The sequence below is a fragment of the Pseudomonas sp. PLB05 genome, from assembly GCF_021106615.1.
GTDB classification, from domain to species: Bacteria; Pseudomonadota; Gammaproteobacteria; order Pseudomonadales; family Pseudomonadaceae; genus Chryseomonas; species Chryseomonas benzopyrenica.
The window spans coordinates 240,960-252,801 of the sequence record NZ_JAJOHO010000002.1; the positions used below are offsets into that span (position 1 = coordinate 240,960).

General features: G+C 65.3%; 13 protein-coding genes. 6 read left to right on the top strand and 7 right to left on the bottom strand.

Translation table 11 applies throughout. The features are described 5' to 3' along the window. Window positions 1–94: 94 nt before the first annotated feature. A complete protein-coding gene (locus LRS53_RS07830; RefSeq protein WP_068384497.1) occupies window positions 95–472 on the bottom strand; it encodes a glutaredoxin family protein in 378 nt (125 codons plus the stop codon). Between the two features lie 141 nt (window positions 473–613). Here LRS53_RS07830 and LRS53_RS07835 point away from each other — a divergent pair, with 141 nt between their 5' ends. After that, window positions 614–1,282 (top strand): uracil-DNA glycosylase family protein, encoded by a 669-nt coding sequence (locus tag LRS53_RS07835; RefSeq protein WP_231355547.1) that lies wholly within the window; start codon window positions 614–616, stop codon window positions 1,280–1,282. An 88-nt stretch (window positions 1,283–1,370) separates the two neighbouring features. Here the strand turns inward: LRS53_RS07835 and radC are convergent, their stop codons facing one another. Continuing rightward, the gene (radC, locus tag LRS53_RS07840) at window positions 1,371–2,045 is read right to left on the bottom strand and encodes a RadC family protein (protein ID WP_231355548.1); all 675 of its coding nucleotides are present in this window, start codon (window positions 2,043–2,045) and stop codon (window positions 1,371–1,373) included. A 135-nt stretch (window positions 2,046–2,180) separates the two neighbouring features. Here radC and coaBC point away from each other — a divergent pair, with 135 nt between their 5' ends. The 4 genes from coaBC to argB all read left to right on the top strand — a co-directional run bounded on the left by coaBC (window position 2,181) and on the right by argB (window position 7,436). Further along, entirely contained in the window at window positions 2,181–3,404 is a 1,224-nt protein-coding gene (gene coaBC, locus LRS53_RS07845) for a bifunctional phosphopantothenoylcysteine decarboxylase/phosphopantothenate--cysteine ligase CoaBC (RefSeq protein ID WP_231355549.1), read from the top strand. Then, window positions 3,397–3,852 carry a dUTP diphosphatase gene (gene dut, locus LRS53_RS07850; protein WP_231355550.1) on the top strand — a complete coding sequence of 152 codons (456 nt, stop codon included), beginning with the start codon at window positions 3,397–3,399 and terminating at the stop codon, window positions 3,850–3,852. The genes coaBC and dut overlap by 8 nt, the downstream gene beginning before the upstream one ends. A 1,212-nt stretch (window positions 3,853–5,064) precedes the next feature. Then, on the top strand, window positions 5,065–6,459 hold the full coding sequence (gene algC, locus LRS53_RS07855) for a phosphomannomutase/phosphoglucomutase (RefSeq protein ID WP_197480243.1): 1,395 nt from the start codon (window positions 5,065–5,067) through the stop codon (window positions 6,457–6,459). A 74-nt stretch (window positions 6,460–6,533) separates the two neighbouring features. Beyond that, window positions 6,534–7,436: an acetylglutamate kinase gene (gene argB, locus LRS53_RS07860; protein WP_017639223.1), complete on the top strand. Its 903-nt coding sequence runs from the start codon at window positions 6,534–6,536 to the stop codon at window positions 7,434–7,436. A gap of 61 nt (window positions 7,437–7,497) precedes the next feature. Here argB and LRS53_RS07865 read toward each other — a convergent pair whose 3' ends face one another. The 4 genes from LRS53_RS07865 to pyrE form a co-directional block, all read right to left on the bottom strand. Further along, window positions 7,498–8,349 (bottom strand): urea carboxylase-associated family protein, encoded by an 852-nt coding sequence (locus LRS53_RS07865; protein ID WP_231355551.1) that lies wholly within the window; start codon window positions 8,347–8,349, stop codon window positions 7,498–7,500. Window positions 8,350–8,364: 15 nt separating this feature from the next. Then, window positions 8,365–9,030 carry a GntR family transcriptional regulator gene (locus LRS53_RS07870; RefSeq protein ID WP_064307690.1) on the bottom strand — a complete coding sequence of 222 codons (666 nt, stop codon included), beginning with the start codon at window positions 9,028–9,030 and terminating at the stop codon, window positions 8,365–8,367. A 143-nt stretch (window positions 9,031–9,173) separates the two neighbouring features. Further along, entirely contained in the window at window positions 9,174–9,770 is a 597-nt protein-coding gene (locus tag LRS53_RS07875; protein WP_068384510.1) for a DUF4124 domain-containing protein, read from the bottom strand. A 23-nt stretch (window positions 9,771–9,793) separates the two neighbouring features. Next, the gene (gene pyrE / locus LRS53_RS07880) at window positions 9,794–10,435 is read right to left on the bottom strand and encodes an orotate phosphoribosyltransferase (protein ID WP_017639227.1); all 642 of its coding nucleotides are present in this window, start codon (window positions 10,433–10,435) and stop codon (window positions 9,794–9,796) included. A gap of 80 nt (window positions 10,436–10,515) precedes the next feature. Here pyrE and LRS53_RS07885 point away from each other — a divergent pair, with 80 nt between their 5' ends. Further along, the gene (locus LRS53_RS07885) at window positions 10,516–11,295 is read left to right on the top strand and encodes an exodeoxyribonuclease III (protein ID WP_007160046.1); all 780 of its coding nucleotides are present in this window, start codon (window positions 10,516–10,518) and stop codon (window positions 11,293–11,295) included. 58 nt (window positions 11,296–11,353) lie between these two features. On the opposite strand, the gene LRS53_RS07890 is transcribed toward LRS53_RS07885, so the two are convergent. Continuing rightward, window positions 11,354–11,782, bottom strand: a complete 429-nt coding sequence (locus LRS53_RS07890; RefSeq protein ID WP_231355552.1) for a universal stress protein — start codon at window positions 11,780–11,782, stop codon at window positions 11,354–11,356. Window positions 11,783–11,842: the final 60 nt, after the last annotated feature.

Sequence of the window (11,842 nt, forward strand, 5' to 3'; positions counted from 1 at the left end):
CCGTAGGTTGGGTTGAGCGCAGCGGAGCCCAATACGCCAAGGCGTCAGCCTGAGCAACGCCGCCGCCTTGTCCATCCTAGTCGCTACCTGAACGTTACCCCGGCTGCCGCTCGCCGTAGCGCTGCTCCAGATAGGCGATGATGTCGTCCGACTCGTACATCCATACGCTCTGGCTGCCTTCGTCGATCCGCAGGCAAGGCACCTTCACCCGGCCACCGCCCTGTTCCAGCTCGGCGCGCAGCTGTGGATCCTTCTTGATGTCCTTGAGGCGGATCGGCAGGTTCAGCCGATGCAGCGCCCGCCGCGTCTTCACGCAAAAAGGGCAGGCCTGGAACTGATAGAGCGACAGATTCGCCAGCTCCGCCTCGATGGCAGCCTGAGCCTGCTCAGGGCGCTGGAGCTTGCGCGGCCGGGTCACCAGATCCAGGCCGACGATCACCTGGCCGAGGCCGTTGCGTAGCAGATTGATCAACGGGATTCACCTTGAGAGGTCGTTCGAGCCGGGCAGTTTACCCTATCGCCCCAGGGCTGCCGCTCCGCCAGTCGTTACGGAACGTCAACCGCCGGGCAGCGCTCTACTAGAGGGATTAATTCCTCGATGGAGAGCTGTTGCATGCCGCTGTCTTCCGCAGAGCGCGAAGCCTTTCGCCAGCTCGCTGCCGATCTTCCGAGTGTCGATCTTCCGGTCTATCAACAATTCGCCAAGGACCCGCTGGACCCCATCATCGGTCTGGGCGATCCGGAGGCGCCCCTGGGCTTTTTCGGTCGCGATCCGGGGCGGGAGGAAGTGAAGTACGGCGAGCCCTTCATTGGCAGCGGCGGCCAGATCGCCCGCAAGGTCCTCTATACCCACCTGCACGGCCAGCCCCCAGCCGACTTCGAAGCCAGTCGCAGCCTGAGCCAGCAATTTTTCTGGGCCAACACCGTGCCCTACAAACCAGTCGGTAACAAAGCCTGGTCGGAACGGGTGAAAAAGACCTTCCACCCCCTGATGCGCCGCCTGCTGGTGGAACACTGGCACGGCACCCAGCTCATCACCTTCGGTCGCGAGGCCTTCCTCTGGTTTGGCATCGGCCAACCCAAGGAAGAACGCGCCCGCCTGGAAGCCTTCTGGAAGAGCGAAGACCGCTTCGAAAGCAGCATCGAGGTTACCCTGGAAACAGAGGAGGGCACCCGCAAGACGCTGACCCTCTATCCACTACCGCATCCGTCGCCGTTGAATCAGACGTGGTATACGAGGTTTCCGGGGTTGTTGGATAACAGAATCAAGACGCTCCTGTAGCTCGTCAGGATCAAAATCTTATCTAAGCCCGTTCTTGCCCGTGCTCCATGAAGTTGGCGTCAGTTATGTCCGGAATGAAGTTGGAAACCTAGAGCCACCCATATTCCGCCATCGACAGCGGCTCCCCATCCCCCACGATGAAATGATCCAGCACCCGCACATCGACCAGCGCCAGGGCGTCCTTCAGACGCGTGGTGAGCAGGCGGTCGGCCTGGCTGGGTTCGGCGATGCCGGAAGGGTGGTTGTGGGTGAGGATGACGGCGGCGGCGTTGTGGGCGAGGGCGCGCTTGACCACCTGGCGGGGGTAGACGCTGGCGCCGTCGATGGTGCCGTGGAACAGGGCTTCGAAGGCCAGCACCCGGTGGCGGGTGTCGAGGAACAGGCAACCGAAGATTTCGTGGGGTTCGTGGCGCAGGCGCGCCTTTAGATAGTCGCGGACCTGTTGGGGGCTTTCCAGCGCCGAGTCGCGCTTGAGGCCTTCGGCGAGATGGCGCCGACCCATTTCCAGTACCGCCTGCAGCTGGCTGTACTTGGCCGGACCAAGGCCGAGGTGGGCGCTGAAGGCGGCGAGGTCGGCCTCCAGCAGGGCTCTCAGGCTGCCGAATTCCCCGAGCAACTGGCGGGCGAGATCCACCGCGCTTTTACCGGCCACGCCGGTGCGTAAAAAGATCGCCAGCAACTCGGCGTCGGTGAGGGCCTGGGCGCCCTGTTCCAGCAGTTTCTCCCGCGGCCGTTCCTGGGCCGGCCAATCCTTGATGCTCATGGGCGCTCCTTGTCTGGCGGGGCGTCTGCGTCCTGCAGGCGCTGTGCTATCTTAACCGGATCATTCGCGGGTGCGCGCAGGCCTCGATTGGCCGTGCGATGCCCGTTCTAGACGGTTCGAGAACGGAAAGGCTATATGCAGCGGCTCCATCGTAAACGCATCGTGCTGGGCGTCGGAGGTGGCATCGCCGCTTACAAGAGCGCCGAGCTGGTGCGCCGCCTCAAGGATCAGGGCGCCGAGGTGCGGGTGGTACTGACCCGCGGCGGGCGCGAATTCATCACGCCGCTGACCCTGCAGGCGCTGTCCGGGCTGCCGGTGCACCTGGATCTGTTGGATCCGGCCGCCGAAGCGGCCATGGGGCATATCGAGCTGGCCCGTTGGGCCGATCTGGTGCTGGTCGCGCCGGCCACCGCCGATGTGATGGCGCGCCTGGCCCAGGGCGTGGCGGACGATCTGCTCACCACCCTGGTGCTGGCCACCGATGCCCGGGTCGCCCTGGCACCGGCCATGAACCAGGCCATGTGGCGCGATCCGGCCACCCAGGCCAATGCCGAGCTCCTGCGCAGCCGTGGCATCAAGCTGTTCGGCCCGGCCAGCGGCAGTCAGGCCTGTGGCGACGTCGGCCCCGGCCGGATGCTGGAAGCCACCGACCTCGCCCAGCTCGCTGCCGACTGCTTCCAGCGCCTCGACCTGACCGGTCGCCACATAGTCATCACCGCCGGCCCGACCCAGGAAAACATCGACCCGGTGCGCTACATCACCAACCACAGCTCCGGTCGCATGGGCTTCGCCCTGGCGGAAGCGGCGGCGGAGGCGGGTGCCCGCGTCAGCCTGGTGAGTGGGCCCGTGCATTTGCCGACGCCTGATCGCGTCGAGCGTATCGACGTGATCAGCGCCCGCGACATGCTGGCCGCCTGCGAGGCGTTGATGCCCTGTGACGTGCTCATCGCCTCGGCGGCGGTGGCGGACTATCGCCCCGAGGTCATCGCGCCGCACAAGCTGAAGAAGGACCCCACCCGCGGTGACGGCCTGCTGCTGGAGCTGGTGCGCAACCCGGACATCCTCGCCACGCTGGCGGGCCGCCCGGATCGGCCCTTCAGCGTCGGCTTCGCCGCGGAAACCCAGAATCTGCTGGAGTACGCCCAACGCAAGTTGCGTGACAAGAATCTCGACCTCATCGTCGCCAACGATGTGGCCAATCCGGCCATCGGCTTCAACAGCGAAGACAACGCGGTCACCGTGATCGACCGTGGCCTGCACGAGATCCGCTTCGAGCAGACCAGCAAGGGCAAGATCGCCCGCCAGCTCATCGCCCTGATTTCCACCCATCTCAAAGATACCGCCCAGAACCATGCATAGCCTTCAAGCCAAGATCCTCGACCCGCGCCTGGGGCGCGATTTCCCGCTGCCGTCCTACGCCACCCCCGGCTCGGCCGGCCTCGACCTGCGCGCCATGCTGCAGGAGGATCTGGTGCTGGAGCCGGGCCAGACCGCGCTGATCCCCACCGGGCTTGCCATCCATGTGGCCGATCCGTCGCTGGCGGCGCTGATCCTGCCGCGCTCGGGGCTGGGTCATAAGCACGGCATCGTGCTGGGCAACCTGGTCGGCCTGATCGACTCGGACTACCAGGGCGAACTCATGGTCTCCTGCTGGAATCGCGGCCAGACCACCTTCACTGTGAGCATCGGCGAACGTATCGCCCAGCTGATGCTCGTACCTGTGGTCCAGGCGCACTTCGACATCGTCGAGAGCTTTACCGAGACCGAACGGGGTACTGGCGGCTTCGGGCACTCCGGTACCCGCTGACGCCAGATGCGCAAGGCGCGCCGTGACATAAAGGAGAAGAACGGCATGGCAAGGGGCAAGAACGGCAAGGATGTGCGCAAGACGGCCCCTCGGGTCGCGGGCTTGCCCGGTATGGGCGCGGGGCTGCTGCTGGCGCTCGCCGGTCTGCTGCTGGCCGCGCTGCTGCTGTGGTTCCTGGTGTTGCAGCCGCAGGGCGCGCGCAATCAGGAGCAGCAGGCGGACCAGGCGCTGCAGGCCCAGGCGGCCTCCCTCAATCAATTGCTGGTCGGCTTGACCCGCCGGCTGCAGGGCGTCGCCGGGGATGCCCTGGTGCTGCAGGCCTTGCAGGGCGATGACCCCGCGGCGCGCGCGGCGGCGGAAAGCCAGCTGCGCGAGCGCCTCGGCGTGGTCGATGTGCTGGTGGTGCCGGCCGGCATGCGCCAGATCGAAGACGACCGTCCCGGTCCCCTCAACTATGCCGCCCTCGATCTGCTCAAGCGCCTGGAAAGCGGCCAGCGGACTCCACCGGAAGCCTATCGCCTGGGGGATCGCTGGCTGGTCTACAGTGCCCAGCCCATCCGCCGTGGCGATCAGTTGCTCGGCAGCGCCGTGCTGGTGGAAGCGCTGCCGGCGGTGCTGCAGGGCTGGGCCACGCCGCCGGCGAATGTCGGCCAGTGGCGCCTGCTGCAGCAATTTCCCGGTGGCGGTGTGCAGGTCCTGGCCAGCGGCGGCAGCCCCGGTGATCCGGCGCTGATGCGCCGGCTCGCCACCGGCAGCCCGCTCTGGACGCTGGAACTGGCACCGGCCGCCGAGGCCGGCGCCGATACCCCGTTGGGCCTTCCCCTGGTAGCGCTGCTGCTGGCGCTGTTCGGCGTGCTGGCGGGCTTTTGGCTGTTTTCCCGGGAGCTGTCACGTCGGCTCCGTGACGACGTCCGCAGTCTGACGGCCTATGCCGAGGAACTTGAATCCAATCAGATAGCCAAAAGCCCGACTTTGCGCCTGGCGGTAATGGAACCCGTGGCCAAGTCGACGGCCCGATTGGCCAGCCGATCGGCCGGGTCGTCGCCGGACCTATATGCTGCGGCACCTAGCGATGCCGTGGCCAAGACCCTGGCGGAGTTTGCCGACAGAGGCCGCGTTCAACAGAGCGAGCCGCTGTTCCAGACCACCGACATCCTCGATATCAGTATCCTCGACGAAGACCAGGATCTCCTGGGATTGGAGAAACCCCCGATGAGCACTACCCCGCAAGCCCCCCAACTCAACGCCAGCATCTTCCGCGCCTACGACATCCGTGGCGTGGTGGGTGACTCCCTGACTGCCGAAGCCGCCTACTGGATCGGGCGCGCCATCGGCTCGGAGAGCCTGGCGCGTGGCGAGCCCAACGTGGCCGTCGGCCGTGATGGCCGTCTGTCCGGCCCCGAACTGGTCGCCCAACTGATCAAGGGCGTGGCCGATAGCGGCGCCAATGTCAGCGATGTCGGCATGGTGCCGACCCCGGTGCTCTACTACGCCGCCAACGTGCTCGAAGGCAAGTCCGGCGTCATGCTGACCGGCAGCCACAATCCGCCGGACTACAACGGCTTCAAGATCGTCATCGCCGGCGAGACCCTGGCCAACGAATCCATCCAGCGTCTGCGCGAGCGCATCGAGACCGGCGACGTGGCCAGCGGCCAGGGCCAGATCAAGCAGGTCGACGTGCTCAAGAGCTATGCCGACTACATCCGCAACGACGTGGTGCTGGCCAAGAAGCTCAAGGTGGTGGTGGACGCCGGTAACGGTGTCGCCGCGGTCAATGCCCCCCAGCTGATCGAATCCCTGGGCTGCGAGGTCATCCCGCTGTTCTGCGAGGTGGACGGCAACTTCCCCAATCACCATCCGGATCCGGGCAAGCCCGAAAACCTGGAAGACCTGATCGCCAAGGTCAAGGAAACCGGCGCCGACCTGGGCCTGGCCTTTGACGGCGACGGCGACCGCGTCGGCGTGGTGACCAACGAAGGCAAGATCATCTATCCCGACCAGCTGCTGATGCTGTTCGCCAAGGACGTGGTCTCCCGCAATCCGGGCGCCGACATCATCTTCGACGTCAAATGCACTCGCCGCCTGAACAACCTCATCGCCGGCTACGGCGGTCGTCCCATCATGTGGAAGACCGGCCACTCGCTGATCAAGAAGAAGATGAAGGAAACCGGCGCCCTGCTGGCCGGCGAGATGAGCGGCCACGTGTTCTTCAAGGAACGCTGGTTCGGTTTCGACGACGGCATCTACAGCGCCGTGCGCCTGCTGGAGATCCTCAGCCAGGAGAAGCACAGCGCCCAACAGGTGTTCGATACCTTCCCGGTAGACATCTCCACCCCGGAGATCAATATCCAGGTGACCGAAGAGAGCAAGTTCGGCATCATCGAGACCCTGCAGCGCGACGCCCAGTGGGGCGATGCCCAGATCACCACCCTGGACGGCGTTCGCGTCGATTACCAGAACGGTTGGGGTCTGGTGCGTGCGTCCAACACCACGCCGGTGCTGGTGCTGCGCTTCGAGGCGGAAACCCTCGAGGAGTTGGAGCGCATCAAGACGGTGTTCCGCAAGCAGCTGCTGGCGGTGGAGCCGGATCTGAATCTGCCGTTCTGAACGTGAGTCAGCGGTAGCACAGAGGGCGCCTAGGCGCCCTTTGTCTTTTCTTAGTCGACCTTGAGAGGTGAGCCATGACCCTGAGCCGCGAGGATGCCTCGCACGTCGCCGAGGTGCTGTCCGAGGCGCTGCCCTATATCCGCCGGTTCGTCGGCAAGACGCTGGTGATCAAGTACGGCGGCAACGCCATGGAGAGCGACGAGCTCAAGGCCGGCTTCGCCCGTGACATCGTGCTGATGAAGGCGGTGGGCATCAACCCGGTGGTGGTGCATGGCGGCGGTCCGCAGATCGGCGACCTGCTCAAGCGCCTGTCCATCGAGAGTCACTTCATCGACGGCATGCGCGTCACCGACGCCCAGACCATGGATGTGGTGGAGATGGTCCTGGGCGGCCAGGTCAACAAGGACATCGTCAACCTGATCAACCGCCATGGCGGCAAGGCCATCGGCCTGACCGGCAAGGATGCGGGTCTGATCCGCGCCACCAAGCTCAAGGTCAGCCGGCAGACGCCGGAGATGACCAAGCCGGAGATCATCGACATCGGCCACGTGGGCGAGGTCACCGGGGTCAACATCGACCTGATCAACATGCTGGTGCGCGGCGACTTCATCCCGGTCATCGCGCCCATCGGCGTGGGTCCGGACGGTGAGTCCTACAACATCAACGCCGACCTGGTGGCAGGCAAGGTGGCCGAGGCGCTCAAGGCCGAGAAGCTGATGCTGCTGACCAACATCGCCGGCCTGATGGACAAGCAGGGCCAGGTGCTCACCGGGCTGTCCACCGAGCAGGTCAATTCGCTGATCGCCGACGGCACCATCTACGGCGGCATGCTGCCGAAGATCCGCTGCGCGCTGGAAGCGGTGCAGGGCGGGGTGCAGAGTGCCCACATCATCGATGGCCGGGTGCCCAACGCGGTGCTGCTGGAAATCTTCACCGACGTTGGCGTCGGTACGCTGATCTCCAACCGCAAGCGCTGAGCGCTTTCGGTCGGACCCAGAAACGGCGCTCCAGGGCGCCGTTTTTCATTGCTGCCGGAACCTACTGTTCCCAACTGGCCTTGGGCAGGGTCAAGCCGTGCTGGCCGTTGTAGGCCGCTCGCTTGGGTGATTCCCAGCCCTGCAGCAGCTCTTCCTCGACCCGATAGATCTCCACCCCCAGTGGACGGCAGACCTTGAGCGGGTCCTCGGCCTCGGGCCCCCACATCGCCAGGGACAGATCGCCGCCCGGGCAGGTGGACAGGGCGCAGAGCACGTCGATCTCGGCGAAGAATTCCAGGTAGTCGCCGGGCTTGGCCGGGCAGGCCTTCATGAAGTACAGGTCGTCGTGGTTGAGGCCGGTGCACTGGAAGATGTTCAGCACATCGTGGACGTCGAATTCGGTGAGGCCGTGGGGCAGCACCGCGCGAGTCAGATTCGAATGGCAGTGGTGGTGGAAGTCCTCGCCGGTGAGCATCTTGTTGACGTAGGGATCGCAGCGGGTGCCGAGCAGGTCATGCAGGCGGCCGCCGTGTTCGTCGATGCCATAGCTGGCCAGGCTGTCGTCGGTGATGGTCAGCAGCGGCCGCAGGAAGGGCAGATTCGACCAGAGGCGGTCGTAGGTGCTGACGTGGGCACCCTGCAGTTGCCGGGTACGCGCGGCCCACATCCGTTCGCGTGGATCCTCGGCGTTCCAGACGTTGAAGTCGCCGACCTGGGGGCCGTGCGGGGTGGTGACGCGGAACAGATGGCCCGCCGGGACCTTCCAGGCACGGCCGGTGCGGATCGGAATCTCGAATTGCTCGATCAGGGTGCGCCCGTCCTTGCGTTCACGCAGCCGATCATAGAAGGCCTGATCGACCTGCAGGGCGGAGCCCTGGGTGGACTGGTAGGCAGCGGGGTAGTCCTTGTACATGGGAGGTCTCCTCGGTCAGAGCGGCCTGGCTGCGCTGAGCAGATCCAGCAACCGGTTTTCGGAATCGTCGAGATAGCTGGCCATGGCCTCGGCCGCCGCCTGGCGCTGTCCGGCGCCGAGCAGGTCGTGGATCTGGCGGTCACGGGCTGTCCAGGGCCGCTGGAAGTGTTCCTCGTCGGGCGCGAGGGAAAACAGCAGGCGCATCTGGGCGGCGACGGTGGCGAAGAATTCATCGAACAGCGGGCTGCGCAGCAGGCCGACGATGTGCTGATGGAAATGCAGGCCGTGGGTGCCGAGGGCGCGCCAGTCTTCCCGCGACTGCGCCAGCTCGGCGGCCTCCAGGGCGTCCAGCATCCGATCAGACTGGTATTCACGTAGCGGGCGGCTGGTGAGGATGGCCTGCAGTTCCAGGGTGCGGCGCACGGTGAAGAGGTCACGCACCTCGGCCAGGCCCAGGCGTCGCACCATCACCCCCTTGTGGCGCACATAGGTGGCCAGGCCCTCGCGATCCAGCTGGTGCAGGGCTTCGCGGATGGTGTTGCGCGAGGCGTTGTAGGCCTTGACCAGTTCACTCTCGACCAGCGCCGTGCCGGGCAGCAGGCGACCGCCGATGATGTCTTCGCGCATTTCCAGCAGCAGCTGCGCCCCCAGGGGTAGCTCGCTGGCGTCTTTGCCGCTCATGAATCTTCACGCCCGATTGTTCAACAATGTGTTGAAAACCGTTTTGCACGGTGCGTGCCAGAATCTGGCTTGAAAGAGTCAGGGAGTTCGTCGCTACCCAGGTGGCGATGGCCGGATACGACCAGGTAGCGGATTCTGCAGGACTAGCGATTCGCGCCCTGAGCCGCTTCCAGTCGCTGCATGCGCGCACGGTCGGCGTCGAAGGCAGCGCTGGTGCTGCTGCGCAGCTCGTCGAAGCGCTGCAGATCGGCCTGCAGACGCACCTGATCGGCCGCCGCGGCGTCGAGGCGGGCCTGCAGATCGGCCGGGAGCGCCTGGCCATTGCGCTGCTGTACCGCCGCCTGCTCCATCAGTTGGCTCTGCAACTGGCGCGTGGCTTCCAGGTTGGCCTTCTTGATCTGCAGCAGGCCGTCCAGCTCGGCCAGTTTGCGCGCCTTGGCACGGTCGACGTCCTCGACATTGCTGTAGAGCCTGCGCAGCTGGCCATCGACCAGGGCCTGCTGGCGCTCGCGTTCACGGCGGTCGAGTTCGGCGGCGGGCAGTGCCGGTGCGACCTTGCGGATCACCCGGCCCTGCTCGTTGAGCACGTCGTAGCCCTTGCCGGCGTATTCCGGCGGCACGCCTTGGCGGTCGATGACCAGGGTGCCGTTGCGGTCCAGATAGCGATACAGCTCGGCCGCCTGGCCGGCCAGCGGCAGGGCGATGAGCAACAGACTGGCAGCGGCGCGACGTACGACCATGACCGTCTCTCCTGGGCTGACGACTAGATACCGTATTGAGCGCGATAGTCCTGGACGGCGGGCAGGTGACGCTTGAGCTCGGCGTCCTCGGCCAGGTATTCGAGCACCTGGTCCAGGGCGACGATGCTGAGCACCGGGATGCCATAGTCGCGCTCGACTTCCTGGATGGCCGACAACTCGCCGCGGCCGCGCTCCTGGCGGTTCAGGGCAATGAGCACCCCGGCCGCGCTAGCGCCCTGGCCGTCGATGATCTGCATGACCTCGCGGATGGCGGTGCCGGCGGTGATGACGTCGTCGATGATCAGCGCCCGACCGGTCAGGGGCGCGCCCACCAGCAGGCCGCCCTCGCCGTGGTCCTTGGCTTCCTTGCGGTTGAAGCACCAGGGCACATCGCGGCCGTGGTGCTCGACCAGGGCCACCGCCGTGGCCGCGGCCAGGGGGATGCCCTTGTAGGCCGGGCCGAAGAGGACATCGAAGGGCAGGTTGGCCTGCACCAGCGCATCGGCGTAGCAACGGCCGAGCTGGGCCAGCGCCGCACCGCTGTGGAACAGGCCGGCGTTGAAGAAATAGGGGCTGATGCGTCCCGATTTCAGGGTGAATTCACCAAAGCGCAGAACTCCGCGCTCGATGGCGAAACGAATGAAATTACGCTGATACGCCTGCATATAAGTCCTTGCGCGGCTTGTATTTAGCTAAACCGGTTTAGCTCGGGTATCATACATCCACGATTTTTTGGGGGCCATTTATGCGGATCATCAGCTTGAACGTCAATGGTATTCAGGACGCTGTGGAGCGGGGCCTGTTGCCCTGGCTTAAGGCGCAGAATGCCGACGTGATCTGCTTGCAGGATACGCGCGCCTCTTCTTACGACATGGACGATCCGGCCTATGCGCTGGAAGGTTACATCCTCTATGCCTGCGACGCCGAAGTGCCGTCCCAGGGCGGGGTCGCACTCTATACCCGCGTCCAGCCGAAGGCGGTGATCAGCGGCCTGGGCTTCGAGTCCTGCGATCGCTTCGGTCGCTATCTGCAGGCGGACTTCGACAAGGTCAGCATCGCCAGCCTGCTGCTGCCCTCGGGCAAGCGCGGTGATGAGGATCTGAACATGAAGTTCAAGTTCATGGACGACTTCACCCATTACCTGAACAAGCAGCGCCGCAAGCGTCGCGAGTACATCTATTGTGGCTCGCTGTATGTGGCGCACCAGAAGCAGGACGTGAAGAACTGGCGCGATTGCCAGCAGATCCCCGGTTTCCTGGCCCCCGAGCGAGCCTGGATGGACGAGGTGATCGGCAACATGGGCTATGTGGATGCCCTGCGCGAAGTGAGTCGCGAAGGCGACCAGTTCAGCTGGTGGCCGGACAGCGACCAGGCCGAGCACCTGAACCTGGGCTGGCGCTTCGACTACAACATCCTTACCCCGGGTCTGCGCCGCTTCGTGCGGTCGGCGCGCCTGCCGCGGCAACCGCGCTTTTCCGAGCACGCGCCGCTGATCGTCGACTACGACTGGACCCTGAGCATCTGATCCACGCGGTGCCCGGAAACGAAAAAACCAGCCCAGTGGCTGGTTTTTTGTTGGGCGGCTATTTCACCAGGATCACCGGCAAGGGCACCTGGTGCACCACGCGATGGGCCACCGAGCCGAGCAGCAGGCCACTGAGCGACCCCAGCCCGCGGGTGCCCATGACCACGGTGTCCACCTCCAGGCGCCGCGCCGTCTCGCCGATGGTCTCGGCGATGCTGCCGAAACCGACATGGCTCTGAGCCTCGATACCGGCTTCGAGCAGGGCCGGGCGCGCCCGCACCAGGATGTCTTCGGCCTTGTCCTGCAGGCTGCCGCGCCATTCGCGCAAGATGCGGTCGTCGAAAGGCGCGCCGTAGATCTCCGGCTCGTTCTGCACGTTGAGCAGATGCAATTGCAGCGACAACCCAGCCTTCACCAGGTCGAGGATGTAGCGCAGGGCGTTGTCGGCGCTGGGGGAACCGTCGTAGGCGACCAGGACATTGTGCATGGGGCATCTCCACGAGAGGGGTATGCCTTCATGCTAGACCCTGGTCGTCAGGGACGCTTG